This window comes from Agromyces cucurbitae, from assembly GCF_058349945.1.
Genome location: NZ_JBYRES010000002.1, coordinates 683,992 through 708,891 on the forward strand (window position 1 = coordinate 683,992; position 24,900 = coordinate 708,891).

Sequence of the window (24,900 nt, forward strand, 5' to 3'; positions counted from 1 at the left end):
CGTCAGGCGGCGCGGTCGGGCTCGACGGGCTCGGGCTCGACGGGCTCGGGCTCGACGCGCTCGAGATCGGGCAGGGCGAGCTGCGTGGCGCCGACCGCGGCGGCCGTGCGCCCGCTCTTGCGGGCGCGATGCGCGCGCACCTTCGCGCGGTTGCCGCAGCGCTGCATCGAGCACCACCGTCGCGTCGCCGCGCGCGACGTGTCGAGGTAGACGATCTCGCAGTCGTCGCCCGAGCACTCGCGGATGCGCTCGAGGTTCGCGGGCGAGAACAGGTCGACCGCGTCGCGCGCGATCGTGGAGAGCGCCTGCGGCACGGTGTGCACCGAACGACCGGCCTGGCGCGAGCCGCCGCCGAGCGACGGCGGAACGTCGGGCGTCGCCGCGTAGAGGTTCACGAGGTCGATGTCGCCGGCGCGCGCCGCCTCGCCGTGGCTCGCGGCGACCGCCATGCGGGCGATCGCGTCGCGCAGGGCGACCGCGTCGAAGAGGTCGCGCGAGCGCGCTTGGCCGACCGCGACGGGGAACCGCTCGCGCAGCCAGTCGGTCAGGTCGTCGGGGGAGTGGAAGCGCTCGACGCCCGCCGAGGCCGCGGCGCCGCCCATGGCGCCTGTCGTCGCGAAATCGAGGGCGACCGAGCCCGAGTCGAACCACCAGGTGACGCCTTCGGCAGGAACGAGCCATTGCCCGATCGGGATCGTGACGGTGGAGACGGGCATTCGATCAGCGTAGCGCGTGCGGGCGCCCCGATTCGCGTCGTCGCGGGGCTCAGCCGGCGGCCGCGCTGGCCGCCCGACGACGCACGGCCGGGGTGATCTCGCGGTGGTGCCAGTCGATGAGGTTGGCGCGGTCGAACCCGCGCCGGCAGAGGCCGCAGCTGAGCGGTCGCGTGGGCTCGCGGTACCGGTAGTGCTCGTGCCCCGCGGGGCAGCGCCCGACCCACGGTGCGAGCTCGTGGGCGACCTCGCCGTCGTGCGTGCGCCGGCCGACGAAGCCGAGGCCCGCCGCGATCGACGCCCACTTCGGACCGTGGCCCGCACGGGGGCCCGCGAGCGCGTGCGCGACCTCGTGCAGCAGGATCTGGTGGATCTCGTCGTCGTCGTAGCGCGCGGCGAGGTACCGCGACACCGAGATGCGCTTCTCGGTGTAGTTGCAGAGACCCGCGCGCTTCTTCGCGTTGTCGAACCCGAAGCTCCAGACCGCCGGGTCGAGGTGCAGCACGATGAGGGCCTCGGCCCACCGCCTCACCCGCTCGAGATCCGCCATGGGATGAGAATAGCCCCGGCCGCCGACGATCCGGAGGCTCCGGTCACCCCCGAACGGGGCGGAATCGCGCGCGTTCGAGGGGGCGCTGCCGGCACCGGGCGGTCGGCGCCGAGCCGCTCAGCCCGCGGGGGCGAGCCCGACCGACATCAGCCGGTCGTCGCCGTCGCGCGGCGATCCGCGGCCGTCGGTGTTGTTCGTGAGGAACCAGAGCCGCCCGTCGGGCGATCGGGCGACGTCGCGGATGCGCCCGAACTCGCCCGCGAACCACGCGGTCGCCGCCGGGTCGGTCGCGCTCGCCGGCGCGACGGTCCAGATGCGCTCGCCGCGGAGCGCCGCGAGGAAGAGGGTGTCGCCGATGACCGCGAGCCCGCTCGGACTGGCCTCGCTCGTCGCCCACTGCGCGACGGGATCGACGAAGCGCGGGTCGCCCGCCGCGCCCTCGACGACGGGCCAGCCGTAGTTCGCGCCCGGTTCGATGCGGTTGAGCTCGTCCCAGGTGTCCTGGCCGAACTCCGCGGCCCACATCTGCCCCGAGGCATCCCAGGCGATGCCCTGCGGGTTGCGGTGGCCGAGCGTGTAGACGCGGGTGCCCGACGGGTTGCCCGGCGCCGGATCGCCGTCGGGCGTCATGCGCAGGATCTTGCCCGAGAGCGAGGCCGGGTCCTGCGCCGCGTCGCGCACGGCGGCGTCGCCGGTCGTCGCGTAGAGCATGCCGTCGGGGCCGAACGCGATGCGCCCGCCGTCGTGGTTGCCCGCCTTCGGGACGCCCGTGAGCACGGGCTCGGGCTCGCCGAGCGCGAAGGTGCCGACGTCACCGGTCAACGGCATGCGCACGATCCGGTTGTCGTCCGCGGTCGTCAGGTACGCGTAGAGCTGCCGGCCGCCGTCGACGCTGCGGATCGCGAGCCCGAGCAGCCCGCCCTCGCCGGCGGCCGCGACGCCCGGCACGGTGCCCGCCACCCGGAGTCGCCCGTCGGCGAGCACCTCGACGACGTCGCCGCGGTCGCGTTGGGAGACGAGCACGCCCCCGCCGGGCACGAGCGCGATCGACCACGGCGCGTCGAGGCCGTCGGCGACGACCGAGACGTCGCCCGAGGGCACGAGCGGCTCGACCGCCGGAGCGGTCGCCGATGCCGTCGGCGTGGCCGTCGGTGCCGCGGTCGTCGGGGTCGGGGTCCAGCCGGTCGGCCCGGCCGCCGGCTCGTGGGTCGTGCAGCCGGCCATCGCGAGGGCCCCCGCCGCGACGACCCAGGCGATGCCCGCCGTGCGCGCACGACCTCGCCGCGCTGCCGGGCGGCGCGGCCGGCCCGGCGCGGCCGAGGCCCTCGCCGCGCGCGATCGCGTCGTCGACCCCATCGGCATGCTCCCCTCCCTGCCAGTCTGCCCGTGGCGGCGGCAGAATGGGAGCATGCGGCCCGCGATCGACCTCAACAGCGACCTCGGCGAGTCGTTCGGCGCGTGGCGCGTCGGCGACGACGAGGCCATGTTCGGCCTCGTGTCGAGCGCGAACGTCGCGTGCGGATTCCACGCGGGCGACCCCGTGACGATGCTCGCGAGCGCCCGTCGTGCGGCCGAGCACGGGGTCGCGCTCGGCGCGCACCCGGGCTACCGCGACCTCGCCGGGTTCGGCCGTCGCGCGCTCGACGCCACCCCGGCCGAGATCGCGGCGGAGCTCGTGGTGCAGCTCGGCGGACTCGACGGCGCCGCCCGGGTCGCGGGCACGCGCGTGCGCTACGTCAAGGCGCACGGCGCGCTCTACCACCGCCTCGCCGCCGACGCCTCGGCCGCGCACGCCTTCGTCGAGGCGGTCGCCGCCTACGACACGTCGCTCGCCGTGCTCGGTCCGCCCGTGAGCGCGCTCGAACGGGCCGCGGATGCCTCGGGGCTCGGCTACGCGCGGGAGGCGTTCGTCGATCGCGGCTACACGGCCGACGGGTCGCTCGCGCCGCGCGGCGAACCCGGGGCGATCGTCGACGACCCCGCCGCGGCCGCCGACCGCGCCCTCGAGCTCGCCGAGACCGGCGGCATCACGGCCGACGACGGCTCCCGGCTCGAGCTCGCGCCCGACTCGCTGTGCCTGCACGGCGACACCCCGGGCGCCGTCGCGATCGCCCGCGCCGTGCGCGCCGCGCTCGAGGCGGCCGGATGCCGCATCGAGGCGTTCGCGTGAACGAGCGCCTGCTGCCGAGCGGCGAAGCCGCGCTCCTCGTCGAGTGCGACTCGCTCGACGAGGTGCTCGCGCTGCACGACGCGCTCGCGGCCGACGCACGGCCCGGCCTCGTCGAGCTCGTGCCCGCGGCCCGTACGATCCTCGTCGCGGTCGAGCCCGCCCGGTTCCCGCTCGAGTCGGTCGCGACCTGGGTGCGCCGCACCGCGGCATCCGCGGGGCGTGCGGATGCGGCATCCGGCCCCGATCGCGCCCCCGGCGCGGCCGAGCCCGAGCCCGTCGTCGTGCCCGTCGTGTACGACGGCGACGACCTCGAGGGGACCGCGGCCCTGCTCGGCTGCTCGACGGCCGAGCTCGTCGCCCGGCATGCGGAGTCGCGGTGGCGGGTCGCGTTCGGCGGCTTCGCGCCCGGCTTCGGCTATCTCGTGAGCGACGACTGGCCGTTCGAGGTGCCGCGGCTCGACGCCCCGCGCACCCGGGTGCCGGCCGGGGCGGTCGGGCTCGCGGGGGCGTTCGCCGGCGTGTACCCGCGGCCGAGTCCCGGCGGATGGCGCATCATCGGCCGAACGCCAGCCGAGCTCTGGAACCCCGACCGCGCCGAGCCCGCCCTGCTCGCACCGGGGCGCCGCGTGCGCTTCGAGGCGGTGGGCTGATGCGCCGGCTCGTCGTCGAGGCCCTGAAGCGCCGGTGCCCCGCGCTCGTCGAGGCGGTGGGCTGATGCGCCGGCTCGTCGTCGAGGCGACCGGGCCCCAGGTGCTCGTCGAGGACCTCGGCCGCCCGGGCCTCGCCCACCTCGGCGTCGCCGGCTCGGGAGCCCTCGACCGGGGTGCGGCCCGGCTCGCGAACCGGCTCGTCGGCAACCCCGACGGGGCGGCGATCCTCGAGGTGCTCGTGGGCGGGTTCCGTGCGCGCATCGTCGGCGGGGGCACCTGGCTCGCGGTCGCGGGCGCGTGGGGGCCCGTCTCGCTCGACGGAAGACCGGTCGCGCCCTACACGGCGGTGCGCGCCGCCGACGGTGCCGTGCTCGAACTCGGCCAGGCTCGGCGCGGGCTGCGCTACGCGCTCGCCGTGCGGGGCGGCATCGACGAGCCGCCGGTGCTCGGCTCCCGGTCGCGCGACACGCTCGCGGGCCTCGGGCCCGACCCCGTGACGCCCGGGCGCGAGCTCGCGATCGGCGCCGAGCCCGAGGCATCCGTGCCGCTGCTCGACCAGGAGGCGGCGTTCGCGCCGCCCGCCGACGCGGTGACCCTCGCACTCGGCCCCGGGCCCCGCGCCGACTGGTTCACGGAGCCCGCGCGCGCCGCCCTGTTCGAGGTGCCGTGGCGCGTCTCGGAGCGCGCAGACCGGGTCGGGGTGCGGCTGGTCGGGCCCGCGCTCGGGCGCCGCATCACCGGCGAGCTGCCGAGCGAGGCGACGGTGCCCGGGTCGATCCAGGTGTCGGGCGACGGCCAGCCGACGATCCTGCTCGCCGACCGGCCGGTCACCGGGGGCTACCCCGTGATCGCCGTCGTCGCGCAGGCCTCGCTCGATGCCGTGGCGCAGCTGCGGCCGGGGCAGGAGCTGCGCTTCCGGCACGGATGACCCGTCTGGAAGAAACTCTTCACAAGCGCGTATTGGTATGGAAGTATTTTCCGAGTCAGACCGACTCGGAGGATCGAAGATGCCCCTCGCCCAGCCGCACGACCACCCCGCCCGCCCGCTCGACCCCGGATCGGGCCTCGGCCGCCGCGGGTTCCTGACCCTCGCCGTCGCCGGCGTCGCCGCCTCGGCGTTCACCGTGACCGTCGGCTCGCTCGCGCCCGCCCCGGCGCACGCGACCGAGGCGGGCGGCGCCGCGCTCGCCGCGGCCACGGCGCCGCGCAAGCGCGAACTGCGCGCCATGTGGATCTCGTCGGTCGTCAACATCGACTGGCCGAGCCGCACCGGGCTCACCGCCGACGAGCAGCGCGCCGAGTTCCTGCACTGGCTCGACGTCGCCGAGCAGTTCAACCTCAACGCCGTGTTCGTGCAGATCCGACCGACCGCCGACGCCTTCTGGCCGAGCCCGCTCGAGCCGTGGTCGCAGTACCTCACGGGCGTGCAGGGGCAGGACCCGGGCTACGACCCGCTCGCCTTCATCGTCGACGAGGCGCACGCCCGCAACCTCGAGCTGCACGCCTGGTACAACCCGTACCGCGTCTCGATGCAGGCCGACCCCGCGAAGCTCGTGCCCGAGCACCCCGCACGCGTGCACCCCGACTGGGTGTGGGCGTACGGCGGCAAGCTCTACTTCGACCCCGGGATCCCCGAGGCCCAGGAGCACATCCGGCAGGCGATCCTGCACTCGGTCGAGCACTACGACCTCGACGGCGTGCACTTCGACGACTACTTCTACCCGTATCCGGTCGCCGGGCAGACGATTCCGGATGCCGGGACCTATGCCGCGCACGGCACCGGGTTCGACGACATCGCCGACTGGCGACGGCACAACGTCGACACCTTCGTGAGCTCGATCTCCGAGCGCATCAAGGCGCTCAAGCCGTGGGTGAAGTTCGGCATCAGCCCCTTCGGCATCTGGCGCAACCGGGCGACCGACCCGCTGGGCTCGGAGACCGGCGGCTCGCAGTCGTACGACCTGCAGTTCGCCGACACCCGCAAGTGGGTGCTCGAGGGCTGGCTCGACTACATCAACCCGCAGATCTACTGGCAGATCGGACTCGCGGTCGCCGACTACGCGAAGCTCGTGCCCTGGTGGGCCGACGTCGCGGCGACCTCGGGCACGCACTTCTACGTCGGCGAGGCGCTGTACAAGGTGACGTCGGGGGTGTTCACCGACCCGGCCGAGCTCTCGAACCACCTCACGATGGACCGCGGCATCGACGCGGCGGGCACGCCCGTGCACGGCAACGTCTACTTCTCGGCGAAGCACGTGCCCGCCGACCCGCAGGGCTCGATGTCGCGCGTGCTGGCCGACCACTACTCGCGCCCCGCGATCGTGCCCGCGATGGAGTGGCTGCCCGCGACCGCGGTGCGAGCACCCGCGCTCGCCGATCCCGAGCGGGTCGACGCCGGCGTGGCGCTGCAGTGGTCCGACGCCGTGCCGCCGTCGCTCCGGGCGACGTCGTTCGCGATCTACCGCGTCGACGGCGCGGCCGCCTCGATCGACGTCGACGACGCGGCGAACCTCGTCGCGACGGTGCGCGCCGCCCCGGGTGTCGTGCAGCGGTGGGTGGATGCCGCGGCCGAGGCCGGCCGCACGTACACGTACGCCGTCACCGCGCTCGACCGGGTCTGGAACGAGAGCGGCCCGAGCCGCGCGGCCGCGATCCGCTGAGCCCCGGCACGTGGGCCGCGGCTCAGCCGCCGGGCTTCGCGAGGAAGATCGAGCGCGCGGGCGGGGGCGAGGGCACCGCGGTCGCGTCGGTCACGACCGGGGCGCCCGCGATGAATCGGCGCAGCTCGTCGCCCTCGACGAGCTTCGCCGGGGCGGGGTCGCTCGCGAGCCGACGGGGCATCGCGTCGAAGGGCAGCGGCAGGTCGGAGGCGTACATCACGACGTTGCCGAACCGGCGCCCCTTCAGCATGCCGGTGTCGGCCGCGATCGCCACGTGCGCGAACACGTGCGAGAGCGTCGCCGCCTGCGAGCGGGCGAAGGCCAGCCCCGCGCCGTCGGCGACGTTGACGGCCACGATGCCGCCGGGCGCGAGCCGCGGCACGACGAGCCCGTAGAACTCGGCGCTCGTGACGTGCGCGGGCGTGCGGGCGCCCGAGAAGATGTCGACGACCACGAGGTCGACGGCGCCGTCGAGCCCGGCGGGCAGCTTCGCGAGCACCTCGCGGGCATCACCGTGGCGGATACGGAGTTGTGCGCCGCGCGGCAGCGGCAGGTGCTCGCGCACGAGGTCGACGAGCTCCGACTCGAGCTCGACGACCTGCTGGCGCGAGCCCGGCCGGGTCGCGATGACGTAGCGCGGCAGCGTGAGCGCCCCGCCGCCGAGGTGCACGGCCGTGATGGGCGCGCCCTCGGGGCGCACGAGGTCGACGGCGTGGCCGATGCGGCGCACGTACTCGAAGCCGAGCCACTCGGGCCGGTCGAGCTCGACGTGCGACTGCGGGGTGCCGTCGACGTAGAGCGTCCACGACCCGGGCGCCTGCCGCGACTCCTCGAGGCGGGCGAGGTGGCCGCTCACGGCGAGGCGTCGTTCGAGTGCGGGGTCGCTGGTCACGGCTCAACGCTACCCGCGGCGGCCGGGCGGAGGCTCAGCAGGCGCCCCACAGCGCGAAGTCGAGCCGGTCGCCCTCGAGCACGGCGGCCGGGTGCGGGCCGAGCGCGGCGAGCCGCTCCGCGAGTCGCTCGGGCAGCCCTCGCGGCGCGGCGACGAGCACCGCGTTGCCCTCCTCGGCACCCGACACGACGCTCGCGTCGCCCGCGACGAGCAGTTCGGCGTGCGGAGCGGCCCGCGCGATCGCCCGGGCCTGGGCGCGGAGACGGGCGAGCCCCGCAGCGTCGGCCACGTTCACGACGAGCAGCCCGCGCTCGGCGAGCAGCCCGAGGCATCCGCCCATGAATGCCGTCGTCTCGACGAAGCCCGGCGCCTCGAGCCGGTCGTAGAGGTCGACGATCACGAGGTCGAAGCGGTCGGCATCGGTCGGCCGCCCGGCGAGTTCGTCGACGACGGATGCCGCGTCGTCGACGCGCACGACGATGTCGGCGCCGGCCGGCAGCGGCAACCGGTCGAGCACGAGCCCCGCGAGCGCGCCGTCGATCTCGACGACGAGCTGCGCCGAGTCGGGCCGGGTCGCCGCGACGTAGCGGGGCAGGGTCATCGCGCCGCCGCCGAGGTGCAGCACGTGCAGCGGCTCGCCGGGCAGGCCGATCGCGTCGACGACGTGCCCGATGCGGCGCACGTACTCGAAGAAGAGCCGCGTCGGGTCGGCCGCGTCGACGTGCGACTGGGCGACGTCGTCGACGAGCAGCGTGAAGCCCGTCGACGAGAAGACGTCGGTCTCGAACTCGATGCGGCGGGGGCTCGCGGGCACGAGGGCATCGTCCCACGAACGGGGCGCGGAATGAGCAACCATTGCTCAGGCGCGGTCGCGACGCATCCGCCATGCTTGGTGCAGACCCGATGAGGAGGACGCATGCACGCGATCTACGACGAGCTCGGCGGCAGCGACGGAGTGCGCACCGCGGTGACGGTCATGTACCACCGCATCGCCGCCGACCCCGAGCTCGCGCCGTGGTTCGAGGGTGTCGACACCGAGCGGCTGCAGGCGCACCAGCGGGCGTTCCTCGCCGCCGCGTTCGGCGGGCCGCAGGTGTTCAGCGGTCGCGCGATCGGCGAGGCGCACCACGACCTGGCGATCACCGACGCCGCGTTCGACAAGGTGGTCGCCTCGCTCATGACGGCGCTCGCCGACCTCGGCGTCGCGAAGGAGGCGGTCGGCGCCGTCGGCGAACGGCTCGAGGGCATGCGCGCCGACATCGTCACGGCGTAACCGGGCGATCGCGGGGCGCGCGCAACGCCCCCGCCCGTGCCGGTCGCCTAGAGCTGCAGCTCGTGGCGGCCGCGGATGCCGAGCTTCGTGTACGTCGCCTGCAGGTGGTTGTTCACCGTGCGCGGCGACAGGAAGAGCCGCTGCGCGATCTCGTTCGAGCTGAGGCCCTGGGCGGCGAGCGACGCGATCTCCCGCTCGCGCGGGGTGAGCGGCTCGGTGCCGTCGGTGAAGGTCAGCAGCGGCGTGCGTGCGCCCTCGCAGGCGGCGGCGAGCGCGGCGGCACGTTGCAGGTCGGCGGATGCCTCGCGCCCGCGTCCGTCGGCTCGCGCGGCCTGCCCGGCCGAGGCGAACGCCTCAGCGGCGAAGACGAGGGCGCCGAGGCGCTCCCACTCGGCACCGACCTCGCGCAGCAGCGCGGCGTCGGCGTCGGCCTCGCCGCGGGCGTGCCGGGCGCGCAGGGCGATCTCGGGGGCGCCAGTGAGCTCGGCGAGCGCCTCGAGCCGCTGGGCCGCCTGCTTCGCGTGGGGGCGGGACGCGAGGCGCGCCAGGTGGTGGAGGAACGCGGCGACCACGAAGTAGGCGCCGCGCGGCAGGAGCTCGTCGGCCCTGGCGGTCATGATGCGCGCGGCCGTCTCGACGTCGCCCTCGGTGCGGGCGATCCACGCCTCGGAGAGCGCGGTGAGCGTGTCCTGGACGTCGTAGCCCTCGTTCATGCGGGCCCGGAACTCCTTCGCCGCGGCCAGGTCGCCCTGCTCGCACGCGATGATCGCGAGGAAGCCCAGCGCGGGCGAGCGCAGCGAGGCGGGGCCGCGCAGTTCCGCCCCCGAGACCGTGTCGCGGAACCACCGCGCGGCGGTGTCGAGCCGGCCCATCGCCCAGAAGATGCGTCCCATCAGGAACTCGTCGAGGCGGGCGCTGAGCTCGTCGTCGTTGCGGATCGCGTCGTGGAGCGAGTCGATCACGACGCTGCGCGCCTCGGCGTACCGGTCGCCCTCGACGAGCGCGTGCGCGAGCGCCAGCTGGGCGCGGCGCCTCGGGATCACGGCGCCCTCGGTCTCGGCGTAGGCGACCGCGAGCTCGGCGGCCTCGACGGCTTCGCGCGAGCGCTGCAACTGCGAGAGCGGCATCGCTCGGCTCATGCCGACGAGGGCCAGCTCGAGGGGGCTGTCGCCCATCTCGGCCGCGGTGCGGTCGACGATCTCGAGCGAGTCGAGCACCCGCTCGAGGTGCAGCACGAGCGACGCCTTGCTCAGCATGAGCATCTGGCGCTGCTCGGGCAGCGCCTCCTCGATCTCCTCGAGCAGCCGGATGCCGCGCTCGCTGCCGAGCGGGTCGCCGCCGTACACCTCGGCGCGCATGCGGGCGATCGCGGCGAGGAGCGCCTCGGGGTGCTCCTCGCCGCGCGCCGCCTCCTCGGCGAGGGTGAGCGCCTCGAGCGCCTCGGGTCCGCGCCCGAGCGACCAGAGCAGCTCGGCGTGCAGCATGTGCGACCCCGGGTCGCCCGCACCGGCTGCGATCGCGGCGGCGGCGAGTCGCACGGCCGTGCGGTGGTCGTGCGCGCGCCGGGCGAGGTCGGCCGAGCGCGCGAGCAGGGCGGGGTCGCTCGGCCGTCCGGCGTCGAGTCGCCACATCGCGATGCGCAGCTCGTCGACGACCGTCATCGGTCCGCGCTCGACGACGTCGGCCTGCTCGGTGAGCAGCGAGATCGCGCGGATGCGGGGGAGCGAGTCGCGCACCGCGCCCGCGTACTGGGGATGGGCGAGCGTGATGGCGATGCCGTGGCCCGACTCGTCGACGCGGATCATGCCGCGCAGCTCGAGCTCGGCGAGCGCCTCGGGCGCGCCGGGCCGCACGAACTCGTCGATGCCGAGCGGCTCGCAGAGCGCGAGCCGCTCGATCGCGTCGCGCTCCTCGGGACCGAGGTGGCGCAGGCGGGCGCGGATGAGGTCGCGCAGGGCCGGGGTGCCGACGGGGTCGCCCTCGAGCTGCCAGTGCCCGCCGCCACGCACGAGGGTGCCGGCGTCGACGGCGCCGATCGCGAGCTCGCGCAGGAACAACGGGTTGCCGTGCGAGGCGCGGTGCAGCTCGACGGCGTCGCGGTGGGCGATGGGCGCGCCGAGCGCGGCGCCCATGAGCTCGATCACCTCGTCGAGGTCGAGCGCGGGCACGTCGATGCGCACGGAGTCGGCCGATGACGCGACCGGCAGCATGCCGTCGGGCATCGGCTCCCCCTCGGGCAGGGTCGCGATGAGCACGAGCGAGCCCGCGGCCACGAGCTGGGCGATGAGTCCCACCGACACGCTGTCGGCCGACGAGAGGTCGTCGACGGCGAGCACCGTGCGGCGCCCGCGGGCGAGCTCGGCGATCGTCGCACTCGTCGACGTGAACAGCGCGAGGGGATCGCTCACCTGCGGCACGACGGGGTTGTCGACCCCTCGGGCGAGCGCGGGCGCGATCGTCGCGAACGGAACCGCCGAGAGGGCCGGGTTGCCGCTCGCGGTGAGCACGAGCCACCCGGCCTCGTCGAGCTGATCGCCGACGGCCGACTGGATGCGGCTCTTGCCGATGCCCGACGGGCCGTACAGGAAGACGGACCGCGCCGGTCCGCCGAGCAGCGCCCCGGCCGCGCGGGAGACCTGCGCGTCGCGGCCGACGAGGGGCCACGGGCCGTCGAGGTCGGGTTCGGGCTCGGCTGCCGCTCCGGGATCGTTCGGGGCCATCGCCGCCTTTCGCGTTTCGGGACGTCTCACTGTACGGCCCGGGACACCGCGAGCGCAGTACCCCGCACAGGGGACGTGAGCAATCGGCGGGCGCCCTGAGTAATGCCCCGCGGGCGAATGAGCAGGTCGTGCCCATCCGGCGGGCGCGGTGGCTGCGGGAATCTCGTGTCGTCGGTTCGAACGGCCCGGCTGGACGGGCCGGACGGCCCCACCGACTTCCCACCGGAACGCAGATCGAGATGCGCGGCCGAGCCGGCGTCCGCACTCACCGAGAACCGGATCGGACCTCGCCCGATCCTCGGCATCCGGCCCCACGACCCGGATCCGGCCGGCGACCCGCCGGCCGAACCCGACAACCGAAGACCGACAACCGAACAGACCGAATCCACGCACCACCCGGAAGGAACACGATCATGAACCTCTTCAAGCAGTTCGGCGACATGGCCGAGATGGTGAAGGCCGCTCCCGGCCTCATCGACCAGGCGAACCAGCTCCAGGCGCAGTCCGAGCAGTACCGCCAGCAGATGGACATCCAGGCGGTGCAGGCGATGACGGCCGCCCCGCAGCCCGGCAACCTCGACCCGATCGCCGGCGTCGACCTCGACCGGTACGCCCGCATCTCGAAGGGCATCGCCGCCTACGGCTACGACGCCGCGAAGCTGCCGGCCGTCGCCGCGATGTTCGGCGTCGACGAGGCGTCGTGGGAGCGCGCGGCCGCCGGCTGGGCCGCCCGCATCCAGGCCGACCGCGGCGTCGGCCGTCGGTTCAACGAGATCTACCAGGCGGTGTGACATGGGCTTCCTCCGCGACCTCGCGACGCTGACGCGCCAGGGCTACGAGACCCAGCAGCGCCTCGACGTCGGCGCGAGCATGGCGCAGGCCAAGGCCTCGATGGAGCAGGCGAGCCGCATGATGGCCGCCTCGACGCCGGCCCCCGTCGAGCCCGCGCTCGAGGCGCAGCGACTCCGGACGACGGCGACGATCCTCGATGCACGGCAGCTGCCGATGATGATCGGCATGAACTCGCTCGTCGAGCTCGACCTGCACGTGCTCCTGCCGGGCGGCGTGCCCCTGCCGGTCAGTCGCACCGAGCAGCTCGCGCCGATCCATCTGGCCCGGGCCGTACCCGGTGCGACCCTCGACGTGAGCCTCGTGCCGGGGCGCCCCGACACGGTCCGCGTCGAGTGGGGCGGCTGAGGCCGCCCCACCCCGGACGACGGACGACCCGAGCCTCCGTCGCCCACCGGAGCCCCCGCCGACACCCGAACGGCGGGGGCTCCGGCACGCCCGGATGCCGGGGGCGATCGCCGCCCGCTCGACCGAGCGCCTCCCGACTGAGTAATGCCCACGCCGGGTGAGCAATGGCACCGACGAGATGAGCATCACGTGCCCATCCGGCGCGGCACCGTCCGCCGACATGCTCATGACCACCGGATCCGCGCCCGCGGTTCCCGACCCAGCACCACGACCACGAAAGCAGAGACCGATGCGATTCCGAGACCACCAGTCAGCCGATGAGGGGATGCCGCGCCGCGCGGTCGCCCGTATCGCCGGCCTCGCGATGGCCGTCGCCGTCGTCACCGCGGGTGCGCCGCTCGCCGCGAGCGCCGAGGAGACGGCGCCGGCCCTGACGGCGATCGACGCGGGCGCAGCCGAAGCGCCCGCGGCCGCGGCCGGCGGGGCGACCGAGGCGCCCGTCGAGGAGGCGCCGGTGGAGGAGACGTCCGTCGAGGTGGGGCCCGTCGAGGAAGCGCTCGTCGAGGACGCACCGGAGGCCGGCGGGCAGACGGTCGACGACGCGGCCGCGAGCACCGCTCCCGCTGATGAGCTCGCCGACGAGGCATCCGCACCGAAGAAGCCGGCCGCCGCATCGTTCGCCCCCGAACCGCAGGGCGCCGGCGACGTGAACACCGCGCCCGTCGCGGTCGACGACCACTGGCAGATGCTGCAGGACACGACGCTCAGCGTCGCGGCGCCGAGCGTGCTCGTCAACGACTTCGACCCCGACGGCGACTGGTTCTCGCTGAACGACTCGACCCCGCCGTCGGTCGGCGTGCGTGAGAGCTGGGGACTGTTCCCGGGCTTCTCGTACACGCCGCCCGCCGGATTCACCGGCACCGTCACCTGGACCTACAACGTCCGCGACGAGCGCGGCACCGACGACCTCGAGAGCGAGTGGGCGACCGTGACGGTCGAGGTGCTGCCGGCCGGGAGCGACGTCGCCTCGCCGCCCGTCGCCGCCGACGACACCTACCTCTACACGCCCGGCAGCCCGCTGTACATCGCGGAGTTCATGGGTCTCCTCGCGAACGACGACCTCGACGGGCAGGCGGTCACCTCGCTCGAGTTCCCCTACGGCGACGTGATCGGCGGCGGTCAGGTGACCCTGCTGGGCGACGGCGGCGCGTTCTTCGCCGACGCCGGCAACTCGGTGTCGGAGGCCTACAACCTGCAGTACCGGGTGTGCACGGCGGTCTCGTGCAGCACCGCGACGCTCTGGCTCTACCCGGCCGACGCGGGTGTCGAGCCCTCGGGCCCCGACGCGATCCCCGAGGCGCCGGTCGCCGCGCCGGATGTGTTCGCCGTCGTGAAGGACACGATGCTCTCGGTCAAGACGCCCGGCCTGCTGTTCAACGACAGCGACTCGGAGCCCGGCGACGTGCTCGAGGTCGTGGTCGACCCGGCGGGCGTCTCGGGCGACCTCGTCTGGGCCGCGAACGGCGGCTTCGTCTACACCCCGCAGCCCGGTTTCACCGGCACCGAGGTGTTCCACTACCGCGCGAAGGACTCGCACGGCTACCTCTCGAAGTCGGTCGCGGTCGAGCTGCAGGTCGGCGACGGCGTCGTGAACCACGCGCCCGTCGCGAACGACGACCACTACGTCGTGAAGGCCGGGCAGGTGAACTACCTGGCCGCGCCGCTCGGCCTCGCCAACGACGCCGACCCCGACGGCGACCCGATCGAGCTCGATCACACCGGGGGCGAGCCCGCGGGGGACTTCGACTGGTACACGGGCCTCTGGGCCACCTACGTGCCGCCGGCCGGATTCGTCGGCCTCGACACGGTGACGTACGCGGTCCGCGATGCGGACGGCAAGGAGAGCAACGAGGCGACGATCACCTTCGAGGTCGTGAACGACGACGGCACGAACGAGGCGCCGCTGCCGCAGGAGGACCAGGCCGTCGTCGAAGCCGGACAGACGCTCGTCGTCGGCGCACCCGGCGTGCTCGCGAACGACGTCGACCCCGACGGCGACCCGCTCGCGGTGCTCCAGGAGGCGAACGCCTCGCACGGCGAGTTCACGGTCGACGCGGACGGCTCGTACGCCTACACGCCGGACGCCGGCTTCGTCGGCGTCGACAACGTCGACGTCACCGTCACCGACGGCACGGCGTTCCTCTCCGCGCGGCTGTGGATCACGGTGCACGCTCCCGGCGAGCAGCCGACCGTCGCCACGGACGACGCGTATCTCGCCGTGCAGGACGAGCCGCTGACGGTGGCGGCGCCCGGCGTGCTCGCGAACGACCTGGCACCGGTCGGGGCGCTGCTCACCGCGAACCGGTTCATGGCGCCGTCGCACGGCAACGTGAACGGCCTCGCCGACGGCTCGTTCGTGTACACGCCCGAGGCCGGTTACACCGGCATCGACGAGTTCCGCTACGAGGTCTGGACCGGTGCCGGCTACGAGTACCCGCTCGTGACGGTCGTCGTCCGGCCGACGGCGAGTGAGCCGGGCGAGGGCACGCCCACCGACCCGACCGACCCGACGGAGCCCGGCGACCCGACCGATCCGACGGAGCCCGGCGACCCGACCGATCCGACGGAGCCCGGCGACCCGACCGACCCGACGGAGCCCGGCACCCCGGCCGACCCGACGGAGCCCGGCACCTCGGCCGAGCCCGGGGACCCGGCCGAGCCCGGCGACGACGCGCCGGTCGAGCCCGGCGACGGGGGCGACGACGAGCCGGCGGCCGCTCCGGCACGCACCGAGGACGTCGCGCCGGTCGCGGCGCCCGCCGCCGACGACGTCGACGACTCCGCCCTCGCCGAGACCGGTGCCGACGTGCGGGGGGCGGCCGAGGCATCCGCCCTCGCCGTCATGCTGGGGCTGGTCGCGCTCGTCGCCGCCCGCCTGCGCCGGCGCGGCACCACCCGCTGAACCGGGTCGAGAGGGGCCGATTCCCGCGGGAGTCGGCCCCTCGCGGCATCCCGAGATCTGCGCGACGCGCGGTTATACCGGACATCCGCGAACAAATCAAGAATCCGACTGGACTTCGCGTGTCGGATCGCATATAGTTGACGTTTGCGCTCCCAGACCCACCATGCCTTCATATTGCGGTCGGCTTCCGTGCGTGTCGAGATCTTCGAATCTCCGGCATCCGCACTTGTCTGAGGGGTACTGAACTCTCCGCTACCGACAGTGAACCGGCCCGACGGGGCCATGGAGGTTATTCACTTGGCTGCTGCGCGCAACGCAACCACGCCCACTCCCAAGAACGGACGCGGTGCCAGCCGCCTCTCGTTCGCGAAGGTCACCGATACTCTCACGGTACCCGACCTGCTCGCACTCCAGACCGAGAGCTTCGACTGGCTCGTCGGCAACGACGCGTGGAAGGCACGCGTCGCCGAGGCCCAGGCGGCCGGTCGCCAGGACCTGCCCGAGACCACCGGCCTCGAGGAGATCTTCGAGGAGATCTCGCCGATCGAAGACCTCGGCGAGACCATGCAGCTCTCGTTCACGAACCCCGAGCTCGAGCCTCCGAAGTACACGATCGACGAGTGCAAGGAGAAGTCGAAGACCTACTCCGCCCCGCTCTACGTGAACGCGGAGTTCATGAACCACCTCACGGGTGAGATCAAGACCCAGACGGTCTTCATGGGCGACTTCCCGCTCATGACCCCCAAGGGCACGTTCGTCATCAACGGCACCGAGCGCGTCGTCGTCTCGCAGCTCGTCCGTTCGCCCGGCGTCTACTTCGAGCGCACCCCCGAGAAGACCAGTGACAAGGACATCTACTCGGCCCGCGTCATCCCGAGCCGCGGCGCCTGGCTCGAGTTCGAGATCGACAAGCGCGACCAGGTCGGCGTGCGCATCGACCGCAAGCGCAAGCAGTCGGTCACGGTGTTCCTCAAGGCCCTCGGCCTGACCAGCGAGGAGATCCTCGAGGAGTTCGCCGGCTACGAGTCGATCGCCCTCACCCTCGAGAAGGACAACATCCTCACGAAGGAAGAGGCGCTCAAGGACATCTACCGCAAGCTGCGTCCGGGCGAGCAGGTCGCCGCCGAGGCCGCGCGCGCGCTCCTCGACAACTTCTACTTCAACCCGAAGCGCTACGACCTCGCCAAGGTCGGCCGGTACAAGATCAACAACAAGCTCGGTCTCGAGGCCCCCCTCACCGACTCGGTGCTCACGGTCCAGGACATCGTGGCCACGATCAAGTACCTCGTCGCCCTGCACGACGAGCGCGAGACGCTGCCGGGCCGCCGCGGCGGCAAGGCGGTCGACATCCGCCTCGACGTCGACGACATCGACAACTTCGGCAACCGTCGCATCCGCGCGGTCGGCGAGCTCATCCAGAACCAGGTGCGCACCGGCCTCAGCCGCATGGAGCGCGTGGTCCGCGAGCGCATGACCACGCAGGACATCGAGGCGATCACCCCGCAGACCCTGATCAACGTGCGACCCGTCGTCGCCGCGATCAAGGAGTTCTTCGGCACCTCGCAGCTGTCGCAGTTCATGGACCAGAACAACCCGCTCGCGGGCCTGACCCACAAGCGCCGCCTCTCGGCGCTCGGCCCCGGCGGTCTCTCGCGCGACCGCGCGGGCGTCGAGGTCCGTGACGTCCACCCCTCGCACTACGGCCGCATGTGCCCGATCGAGACCCCTGAAGGCCCGAACATCGGCCTCATCGGCTCGCTCGCGTCGTTCGCGCGCATCAACTCGTTCGGCTTCATCGAGACGCCGTACCGCAAGGTCGAGGCCGGTAAGGTCACCGACAAGATCGACTACCTCACGGCGATGGAGGAGGACGACTACATCGTCGCCCAGGCCAACGCGCCGCTGAAGGCCGACGGCCACTTCGTCGAGGAGCGCGTGCTCGCCCGCAAGAAGGGCGGCGAGGTCGACCTGTTCCCCGCCGACGAGATCGGCTACATGGACGTCTCGCCGCGCCAGATGGTGTCGGTCGGCACGTCGCTCATCCCGTTCCTCGAGCACGACGACGCGAACCGCGCCCTCATGGGTGCGAACATGCAGCGCCAGGCCGTGCCGCTGCTCCGCAGCGACTCGCCGTTCGTCGGCACGGGTATGGAGGGCTACGCCGCGATCGACGCCGGCGACGTCATCACCGCCGACAAGGCCGGTGTGGTCGCCGAGGTCTCGGCCGACTCGGTCACCGTGCAGCTCGACGAGGGCGGCACGCAGACCTACTTCCTGCGCAAGTTCGACCGCTCGAACCAGGGCACCTCGTACAACAACCGCGTGATCGTCAGCGCCGGTGAGCGCATCGAGGCCGGCGAGGTCATCGCCGACGGCCCCGCGACCGACAACGGCGAGCTCGCGCTCGGCAAGAACCTGCTCGTCGCGTTCATGCCGTGGGAGGGCCACAACTTCGAGGACGCGATCATCCTCAGCCAGAACCTCGTGAAGGACGACGTGCTCTCGTCGATCCACATCGAGGAGTACGAGGTCGACGCCCGCGACACGAAGCTCGGCAAGGAGGAGATCACCCGTGACCTCCCCAACGTGAGCCCCGACCTGCTGGCCGACCTCGACGAGCGCGGCATCATCCGCATCGGCGCCGAGGTCCGACCGGGCGACATCCTCGTCGGCAAGGTCACGCCGAAGGGCGAGACCGAGCTCTCGGCCGAGGAGCGCCTGCTCCGCGCGATCTTCAACGAGAAGAGCCGCGAGGTCCGCGACACCTCCCTCAAGGTGCCCCACGGCGAGCAGGGCACGATCATCGCCGTCAAGGTGTTCGACGCGCAGGACGGCGACGACGAGCTCGGCTCGGGCGTCAACCAGCGCGTGGTCGTCTACATCGCCCAGAAGCGCAAGATCACCGAGGGCGACAAGCTCGCCGGCCGCCACGGCAACAAGGGCGTCATCTCGAAGATCCTGCCGGTCGAGGACATGCCGTTCCTCGCCGACGGCACCCCGGTCGACGTCATCCTGAACCCGCTCGGCATCCCCGGTCGAATGAACTTCGGCCAGGTGCTCGAGACCCACCTCGGCTGGGTCGCCAAGCAGGGCTGGAAGGTCGAGGGCAAGCCGGCGTGGGCCAAGCGCCTGCCCGAGGCCGCCCACGAGGCCGCGCCCGGCACCAAGGTCGCGACCCCGGTGTTCGACGGCGCCTTCGAAGAGGAGATCGCGGGTCTGCTCGACTCGACGCTCCCCAACCGCGACGGCGAGCGGCTCATCGACTCGAGCGGCAAGACGCAGCTCTTCGACGGCCGTTCCGGCGAGCCCTTCCCGTACCCCGTCTCGGTCGGCTACATGTACATCCTGAAGCTGCACCACCTCGTCGACGACAAGATCCACGCGCGTTCGACGGGCCCGTACTCGATGATCACCCAGCAGCCGCTCGGTGGTAAGGCGCAGTTCGGTGGCCAGCGATTCGGTGAGATGGAGGTCTGGGCGCTCCAGGCCTACGGCGCCGCGTACGCGCTGCAGGAGCTCCTCACGATCAAGTCCGACGACATCCTCGGCCGCGTCAAGGTCTACGAGGCGATCGTCAAGGGCGAGAACATCCAGGAGCCCGGCATCCCCGAGTCGTTCAAGGTGCTCATGAAGGAGATGCAGTCGCTCTGCCTGAACGTCGAGGTGCTCTCGGCCGACGGCACGGCGGTCTCGCTCCGCGACACCGATGACGAGGCCTTCCGCGCTGCGGAGGAGCTCGGCATCAACATCTCCGCGCGCTTCGAGTCGTCGAACATCGACGAGATCTGAACCGCCAGGTACGACACGACTTCAGGAATCTAGGAGAGAAATTGCTCGACGCAACGACGTTCGATGAGCTTCGTATCGGCCTGGCCACCGCAGAGGACATCCGCAAGTGGTCCTACGGCGAGGTCAAGAAGCCCGAGACCATCAACTACCGCACGCTGAAGCCCGAGAAGGACGGGCTCTTCGGCGAGCAGATCTTCGGGCCCTCCCGCGACTGGGAGTGCGCCTGCGGCAAGTACAAGCGCGTGCGCTTCAAGGGCATCGTCTGCGAGCGATGCGGCGTGGAGGTCACCAAGAGCTCCGTGCGCCGTGAGCGCATGGGCCACATCGAGCTCGCCGCCCCGGTGACGCACATCTGGTACTTCAAGGGCGTGCCCTCGCGCCTCGGGTACCTGCTCGACATGGCGCCGAAGGACCTCGAGAAGGTCATCTACTTCGCCGCCTACATGGTGATCGACGTCGACGACGAGGGTCGTCACGCCGACATGCCCGGCCTCGAGAACGAGCTCCGGCTCGAGATCAAGACCATCGGCGACCAGCGCGACGCGCGTATCGCGACGCTCATGGCCCGCAAGGAGGAGGAGCTCGCGGCACTCGAGGCCGAGGGCGCCAAGAGCGACCAGCGCAAGCGCGCCGAGGCCGCCGCCGACAAGGAGATGGCCCAGGTCCGCAAGTCGGGCGACGAGCAGATCGCGCACCTCGAGCGCGTGTGGGAGGACTTCCGCACGCTCAAGGTCGGCGACCTCAAGCCCGAGGACTCGGTCTTCCACGAGCTCCAGGACCGCTTCGGCATGTACTTCGACGCCTACATGGGCGCCGAGGCCATCAAGAAGCGCCTCGAGACCTTCGACCTGGCCGCCGAGGCGGAGGACCTGCACCTGCAGATCGCCGAGGGCAAGGGCCAGAAGAAGATCCGCGCGATCAAGCGACTGCGCGTCGTCAACTCGTTCCTCGCGACGGGCACCTCGCCCGCGGCGATGGTGCTCGACGTCGTGCCGGTGATCCCGCCCGAGCTGCGCCCGATGGTGCAGCTCGACGGCGGCCGCTTCGCGACCAGCGACCTCAACGACCTCTACCGTCGTGTGATCAACCGCAACAACCGTCTGCGCCGCCTGCTCGACCTCGGTGCCCCCGAGATCATCGTGAACAACGAGAAGCGGATGCTGCAGGAGGCGGTCGACGCACTGTTCGACAACGGCCGCCGCGGCCGCCCGGTCACGGGTACCGGCAACCGCGCCCTCAAGTCCCTGAGCGACATGCTCAAGGGCAAGCAGGGTCGCTTCCGCCAGAACCTGCTCGGCAAGCGCGTCGACTACTCGGGCCGTTCGGTCATCGTCGTCGGCCCGCAGCTCAAGCTCCACCAGTGCGGTCTGCCCAAGCAGATGGCGCTCGAGCTCTTCAAGCCGTTCGTGATCAAGCGCCTCATCGACCTGAGCCACGCCCAGAACATCAAGGCGGCCAAGCGCATGGTCGAGCGCTCGAACCCGCACGTGTGGGACGTGCTGGAAGAGATCATCCGCGAGCGCCCCGTGCTGCTGAACCGTGCGCCCACGCTGCACCGTCTCGGCATCCAGGCGTTCGAGCCGCAGCTCGTCGAGGGCAAGGCCATCCAGCTCCACCCGCTCGTCTGCGCCGCGTTCAACGCGGACTTCGACGGCGACCAGATGGCCGTGCACCTGCCGCTGTCGGTCGAGGCCCAGGCCGAGGCCCGCATCCTGATGCTCGCCTCGAACAACATCCTGAAGCCGTCGGACGGCCGTCCGGTGACCCTGCCCTCGCAGGACATGATCATCGGCCTGCACCACCTGACGACCGAGAAGCCCGGCGGCGCCGGCGAGGGCCGCGCGTTCTCGTCGATCGCCGAGGCGATCCTCGCGTTCGACCAGAACCGTCCGGGTGCGCACGAGCTCGACCTCGGCGCGAAGGTGAAGATCCGTCTCGACGGCCTCCACTTCGCCGAGGGCGACGAGCCCGAGGGCTTCGAGTCGGGCAAGCCGTTCCTCATGGAGACGACCCTCGGTCGCGCCCTCTTCAACGAGGCGCTCCCGGTGGACTACCCGTACTTCAACCGCCAGGCCGGCAAGGGCCAGATCTCGGAGATCGTCAACGACCTCGCCGAGCGCTACCCGAAGACCGAGGTGGCCGCGACCCTCGACCGCATCAAGGACGCCGGCTTCCGCTGGGCGACCCGTTCGGGCGTCACCGTCGCGCTCTCCGACATCATCACGCCCCCCTCGAAGGGCGAGATCGTCGCGAAGTACGAGAAGCAGGCCGCCAAGGTGCAGTCGCAGTTCGAGAAGGGTCTCACGACCGACCTCGAGCGTCGTCAGGAGCTCATCCAGATCTGGACGAAGGCCACCGACGAGGTCGCCAAGGCCATGCAGGAGAACTTCCCGACCGACAACACCATCAACCGCATGGTCACGTCGGGCGCTCGTGGTAACTGGCTGCAGGTGCGCAACATCGCCGGTATGCGAGGCCTCGTGAACAACCCGAAGGGTGAGATCATCCCTCGCCCGATCATCTCGAGCTACCGCGAGGGCCTCTCGGTCGCCGAGTACTTCATCGCGACGCACGGTGCCCGCAAGGGTCTGGCCGACACGGCCCTCCGTACGGCCGACTCGGGTTACCTCACGCGTCGTCTCGTCGACGTCTCGCAGGACGTCATCATCCGCGAGGACGACTGCGGCACGACCAAGGGCCTCGAGCTCCCGATCGCGACGGTGGATGCCTCGGGCGAGCTCGTCCGCGACCCCAACGTCGAGAACTCGGTGTTCGCGCGGTCGCTCGCGGCCGACGCGGTCGACGCCAAGGGCGAGGTCGTGGCCGAGGCCGGCTCCGACGTCGGCGACGTGCTCATCAACGAGCTCATCGCCGCGGGCGTCGAGTCGATCCGGGTGCGCTCGGTGCTCACCTGCGAGTCGGGCGTCGGCGTCTGCGCGAAGTGCTACGGCCGTTCGCTCGCGACCGGCAAGCTCGTCGACATCGGCGAGGCCGTCGGCATCATCGCGGCCCAGTCGATCGGTGAGCCCGGCACGCAGCTCACGATGCGTACCTTCCACACCGGTGGTTCGGCCTCGGCCGACGACATCACGCAGGGTCTTCCCCGCGTGCAGGAGCTCTTCGAGGCCCGTACCCCCAAGGGTGCGTCGCCCATCGTCGAGGCTCCGGGTCGCATCACGATCGACGAGACCGACAAGCAGCGCAAGGTCATCCTCACGCCCGACAACGGCGACGAGCCGATCACGTACAACGTGCTCAAGCGTTCGACGCTGCTCGTCGAGGACGGCCAGCACGTCGAGCTCGGCCAGCAGCTGATCGTCGGCACCGTCGACCCGAAGGAGGTCCTCCGGGTCAAGGGCGTCCGCGAGGTGCAGAAGCACCTGGTGAACGGCGTGCAGGACGTGTACCGCTCGCAGGGCGTGCCGATCCACGACAAGCACATCGAGGTCATCGTGCGCCAGATGCTGCGCAAGGTCACCGTCGTCGACCACGGCGACACCGAACTGCTGCCCGGTGAGCTCGTCGACCGTTCGAAGTACAACGAGATCAACCGCGCTGCGCTCACCGAGGGCAAGAAGACGGCGTCGGCCCGTCAGGAGGTCATGGGTATCACCAAGGCCTCGCTGGCGACCGAGTCGTGGCTGTCGGCCGCGTCCTTCCAGGAGACGACCCGCGTGCTCACGCAGGCCGCCATGGAGGGCAAGAGCGACCCGCTGGTCGGCCTCAAGGAGAACGTGATCATCGGAAAGCTGATCCCGGCGGGTACGGGCCTCGGCAAGTACCGGAACGTCGCGGTCGAGGCCACGGAGGAGGCGAAGGCGGAGCGCTACCCGAACCGCATCTTCACCGACGACGCGGCCTTCAGCGAGGGCGACCTCAGCTTCGTCGACTTCGACGCGTTCTCGAGCGACGACTTCACGCCCGGCAACTACAGCTGAACCACCCGGTGACCGGCTCGGCGCACAGCGCCGAATCGAGATCCACGAGGGGCCCCGGAGCGATCCGGGGCCCCTCGCCGTACCCGGGCGCGCTCGAGCCGCGTCCGCGCGGCATCCCGGTCGCGCGGGCGGCGATTGTTACAGTGGGCGCACCGCGGGGTACGAGGGTGCCCGGAAGGAGCGCGATCATGAGCAGCACGACGCCCGGATCAGAGCCGCTCGACGGCGACGCCGTGCCCGAGCCCGAGACCCCCGACGAGACGCCCGCGGCCGACGGGGCCGACGCGCCCGAGCCCGCCGTCGACGAACCCGCCGCGGCTGCCGCCGAGACTGCGGCCGACACTGCGGCCGCCGAGCCCGAGGCTCAGGCGCAGCCGGCACCCGACGAGGCACCCGGCACCGACGAGGTCGTCGCCTCCGTCGAGTCGAGCGAGGTCGCCCCGCCGAGCGCCGCCGACTCGCCGGCGACCGCCGAGGCGTCGGGTGAGAATGCCCCGCCCGCCGCCGCGCTCGAGGAACCCGAGCCGACCGCACCCGCCGACACGAGCGCGCTCGACGCCGCCGTGCAGCGGGCGAACGCCGGCCACGAGGCATCCGAGCCCGAGGTCGCCGCAGCGGCCGCCGGGGCCGCAGCATCCGTCGACGCGGAGCCCGACGGGGTCGACGACACCGAGGTCGCCTCGCAGCCCGTCGCCGCAGGCTCCGTCCGTCGCGAGACCTACGTGCCGCCGTCGGCGGCCGCGACGGCGGGGGCGGCGGGCGCGGCGACGCTCGCACCCGAGCCGGCCGAGCCGCTCGCGCCGGCCGGGCAGACCGTCTACGTGCAGGCGCCGACACCGCCGCGGACGAAGGGCAACCGCGCGTTCGGCGTGCTCGTCGCGCTCATCGGCGCCGCGCTGTTCGCGCTGCTCTACGCGGGGATCGCCTACCTGCTGCTGCTCTCGCAGGCGAGCGCCGACGCCGTCAACGACGTGTACGTCGAGCGCTTCCTCACGAAGCCCGTCTACTGGGTGCCGATCGCCGCGTTCTTCGTCGGGTTCGCCCTGCTCGCGGCGATCGTCAACCGCGGGCGCTGGTGGGCGTACGTGGTGTTCGGCGTGCTCGTCGGCGCACTCGTCTACTTCTCGTACATCGGCGGCGCGCTGCTCACGGTCGAGGCGTGGACGCTCACGTTCGACCAGGCGGCCGAGTTCGTCTCGCAGCGCTGGCTCGACCCCTTCGCGATCGTCGCGGCGGTGGTCGCACGCGAGATCCCGATCTGGCTCGGCGGCTGGATCGCCGCGCGCGGTCGCACGGTCACCGAGCGCAACCGGCTCGCCCTCGAGGCCTACGACCGCGAGCTGGCGGCGGGGCCGCAGCCGCGACCCTGACCCGCGCGGCCCGACC

Annotated in this window: 17 protein-coding genes; 11 read left to right on the plus strand and 6 right to left on the minus strand. The window is 72.4% G+C overall.

What is annotated here, in order from left to right:
- Positions 1 to 2: 2 nt before the first annotated feature.
- The 3 genes from AC3RJ6_RS10000 to AC3RJ6_RS10010 all read right to left on the minus strand — a co-directional run bounded on the left by AC3RJ6_RS10000 (position 3) and on the right by AC3RJ6_RS10010 (position 2,619).
- The gene (locus AC3RJ6_RS10000) at positions 3 to 716 is read right to left on the minus strand and encodes a CGNR zinc finger domain-containing protein (RefSeq protein ID WP_491426910.1); all 714 of its coding nucleotides are present in this window, start codon (positions 714 to 716) and stop codon (positions 3 to 5) included.
- 49 nt (positions 717 to 765) lie between these two features.
- Positions 766 to 1,263 (minus strand): SprT-like domain-containing protein, encoded by a 498-nt coding sequence (locus tag AC3RJ6_RS10005; protein ID WP_491426911.1) that lies wholly within the window; start codon positions 1,261 to 1,263, stop codon positions 766 to 768.
- 117 nt (positions 1,264 to 1,380) lie between these two features.
- The gene (locus AC3RJ6_RS10010; protein WP_491426912.1) at positions 1,381 to 2,619 is read right to left on the minus strand and encodes a PQQ-dependent sugar dehydrogenase; all 1,239 of its coding nucleotides are present in this window, start codon (positions 2,617 to 2,619) and stop codon (positions 1,381 to 1,383) included.
- A gap of 52 nt (positions 2,620 to 2,671) precedes the next feature.
- Between AC3RJ6_RS10010 and AC3RJ6_RS10015 the strand changes: the two genes are divergently transcribed.
- The 4 genes from AC3RJ6_RS10015 (at position 2,672) to AC3RJ6_RS10030 (ending at position 6,743) form a co-directional block, all read left to right on the plus strand.
- Entirely contained in the window at positions 2,672 to 3,433 is a 762-nt protein-coding gene (locus AC3RJ6_RS10015; protein WP_491426914.1) for a LamB/YcsF family protein, read from the plus strand.
- Positions 3,430 to 4,083 (plus strand): 5-oxoprolinase subunit B family protein, encoded by a 654-nt coding sequence (locus tag AC3RJ6_RS10020; protein ID WP_491426915.1) that lies wholly within the window; start codon positions 3,430 to 3,432, stop codon positions 4,081 to 4,083. The genes AC3RJ6_RS10015 and AC3RJ6_RS10020 overlap by 4 nt, the downstream gene beginning before the upstream one ends.
- Positions 4,084 to 4,147: 64 nt before the next feature.
- Positions 4,148 to 5,011, plus strand: a complete 864-nt coding sequence (locus tag AC3RJ6_RS10025; RefSeq protein ID WP_491426916.1) for a 5-oxoprolinase subunit C family protein — start codon at positions 4,148 to 4,150, stop codon at positions 5,009 to 5,011.
- 79 nt (positions 5,012 to 5,090) lie between these two features.
- Positions 5,091 to 6,743: a glycoside hydrolase family 10-like protein gene (locus tag AC3RJ6_RS10030; RefSeq protein ID WP_491426917.1), complete on the plus strand. Its 1,653-nt coding sequence runs from the start codon at positions 5,091 to 5,093 to the stop codon at positions 6,741 to 6,743.
- Between the two features lie 22 nt (positions 6,744 to 6,765).
- Here the strand turns inward: AC3RJ6_RS10030 and AC3RJ6_RS10035 are convergent, their stop codons facing one another.
- Together AC3RJ6_RS10035 and AC3RJ6_RS10040 are read right to left on the minus strand one after the other, a co-directional pair.
- The gene (locus AC3RJ6_RS10035; protein ID WP_491426919.1) at positions 6,766 to 7,635 is read right to left on the minus strand and encodes a spermidine synthase; all 870 of its coding nucleotides are present in this window, start codon (positions 7,633 to 7,635) and stop codon (positions 6,766 to 6,768) included.
- Positions 7,636 to 7,669: 34 nt separating this feature from the next.
- On the minus strand, positions 7,670 to 8,449 hold the full coding sequence (locus tag AC3RJ6_RS10040) for a spermidine synthase (RefSeq protein WP_491426920.1): 780 nt from the start codon (positions 8,447 to 8,449) through the stop codon (positions 7,670 to 7,672).
- A 102-nt stretch (positions 8,450 to 8,551) separates the two neighbouring features.
- On the opposite strand from AC3RJ6_RS10040, the gene AC3RJ6_RS10045 reads away from it, so the two are divergent.
- The gene (locus AC3RJ6_RS10045) at positions 8,552 to 8,908 is read left to right on the plus strand and encodes a group I truncated hemoglobin (RefSeq protein ID WP_491426921.1); all 357 of its coding nucleotides are present in this window, start codon (positions 8,552 to 8,554) and stop codon (positions 8,906 to 8,908) included.
- A 47-nt stretch (positions 8,909 to 8,955) separates the two neighbouring features.
- On the opposite strand, the gene AC3RJ6_RS10050 is transcribed toward AC3RJ6_RS10045, so the two are convergent.
- On the minus strand, positions 8,956 to 11,628 hold the full coding sequence (locus tag AC3RJ6_RS10050) for a LuxR C-terminal-related transcriptional regulator (protein ID WP_491426922.1): 2,673 nt from the start codon (positions 11,626 to 11,628) through the stop codon (positions 8,956 to 8,958).
- A 413-nt stretch (positions 11,629 to 12,041) separates the two neighbouring features.
- Here AC3RJ6_RS10050 and AC3RJ6_RS10055 point away from each other — a divergent pair, with 413 nt between their 5' ends.
- The 6 genes from AC3RJ6_RS10055 (at position 12,042) to AC3RJ6_RS10080 (ending at position 24,884) form a co-directional block, all read left to right on the plus strand.
- Positions 12,042 to 12,419, plus strand: coding sequence for a DUF6620 family protein (locus tag AC3RJ6_RS10055; RefSeq protein ID WP_491426923.1), 378 nt, complete (start codon positions 12,042 to 12,044; stop codon positions 12,417 to 12,419).
- Position 12,420: 1 nt separating this feature from the next.
- Positions 12,421 to 12,825, plus strand: coding sequence for a hypothetical protein (locus AC3RJ6_RS10060; protein ID WP_491426925.1), 405 nt, complete (start codon positions 12,421 to 12,423; stop codon positions 12,823 to 12,825).
- A 289-nt stretch (positions 12,826 to 13,114) separates the two neighbouring features.
- Entirely contained in the window at positions 13,115 to 15,787 is a 2,673-nt protein-coding gene (locus tag AC3RJ6_RS10065) for an Ig-like domain-containing protein (RefSeq protein WP_491426926.1), read from the plus strand.
- A gap of 297 nt (positions 15,788 to 16,084) precedes the next feature.
- Positions 16,085 to 19,576 (plus strand): DNA-directed RNA polymerase subunit beta, encoded by a 3,492-nt coding sequence (gene rpoB / locus AC3RJ6_RS10070; RefSeq protein ID WP_491426927.1) that lies wholly within the window; start codon positions 16,085 to 16,087, stop codon positions 19,574 to 19,576.
- A 41-nt stretch (positions 19,577 to 19,617) separates the two neighbouring features.
- Complete coding sequence (gene rpoC, locus AC3RJ6_RS10075; protein WP_491426928.1) at positions 19,618 to 23,514, plus strand: DNA-directed RNA polymerase subunit beta'; 3,897 nt, start codon at positions 19,618 to 19,620, stop codon at positions 23,512 to 23,514.
- A 188-nt stretch (positions 23,515 to 23,702) separates the two neighbouring features.
- Positions 23,703 to 24,884 carry a hypothetical protein gene (locus AC3RJ6_RS10080; RefSeq protein WP_491426929.1) on the plus strand — a complete coding sequence of 394 codons (1,182 nt, stop codon included), beginning with the start codon at positions 23,703 to 23,705 and terminating at the stop codon, positions 24,882 to 24,884.
- The last annotated feature ends 16 nt before the right edge of the window (positions 24,885 to 24,900 follow it).

Coding starts and splice junctions, on each gene's coding strand:
- AC3RJ6_RS10000 (WP_491426910.1), bottom strand. CDS start 716: ATGCCCGTCTCCACCGTCACGATCCCGATCGGGCAATGGCTCGTTCCT.
- AC3RJ6_RS10005 (WP_491426911.1), bottom strand. CDS start 1,263: ATGGCGGATCTCGAGCGGGTGAGGCGGTGGGCCGAGGCCCTCATCGTG.
- AC3RJ6_RS10010 (WP_491426912.1), bottom strand. CDS start 2,619: ATGGGGTCGACGACGCGATCGCGCGCGGCGAGGGCCTCGGCCGCGCCG.
- AC3RJ6_RS10015 (WP_491426914.1), top strand. CDS start 2,672: ATGCGGCCCGCGATCGACCTCAACAGCGACCTCGGCGAGTCGTTCGGC.
- AC3RJ6_RS10025 (WP_491426916.1), top strand. CDS start 4,148: ATGCGCCGGCTCGTCGTCGAGGCGACCGGGCCCCAGGTGCTCGTCGAG.
- AC3RJ6_RS10030 (WP_491426917.1), top strand. CDS start 5,091: ATGCCCCTCGCCCAGCCGCACGACCACCCCGCCCGCCCGCTCGACCCC.
- AC3RJ6_RS10045 (WP_491426921.1), top strand. CDS start 8,552: ATGCACGCGATCTACGACGAGCTCGGCGGCAGCGACGGAGTGCGCACC.
- AC3RJ6_RS10050 (WP_491426922.1), bottom strand. CDS start 11,628: ATGGCCCCGAACGATCCCGGAGCGGCAGCCGAGCCCGAACCCGACCTC.
- AC3RJ6_RS10055 (WP_491426923.1), top strand. CDS start 12,042: ATGAACCTCTTCAAGCAGTTCGGCGACATGGCCGAGATGGTGAAGGCC.
- AC3RJ6_RS10060 (WP_491426925.1), top strand. CDS start 12,421: ATGGGCTTCCTCCGCGACCTCGCGACGCTGACGCGCCAGGGCTACGAG.
- AC3RJ6_RS10065 (WP_491426926.1), top strand. CDS start 13,115: ATGCGATTCCGAGACCACCAGTCAGCCGATGAGGGGATGCCGCGCCGC.
- AC3RJ6_RS10080 (WP_491426929.1), top strand. CDS start 23,703: ATGAGCAGCACGACGCCCGGATCAGAGCCGCTCGACGGCGACGCCGTG.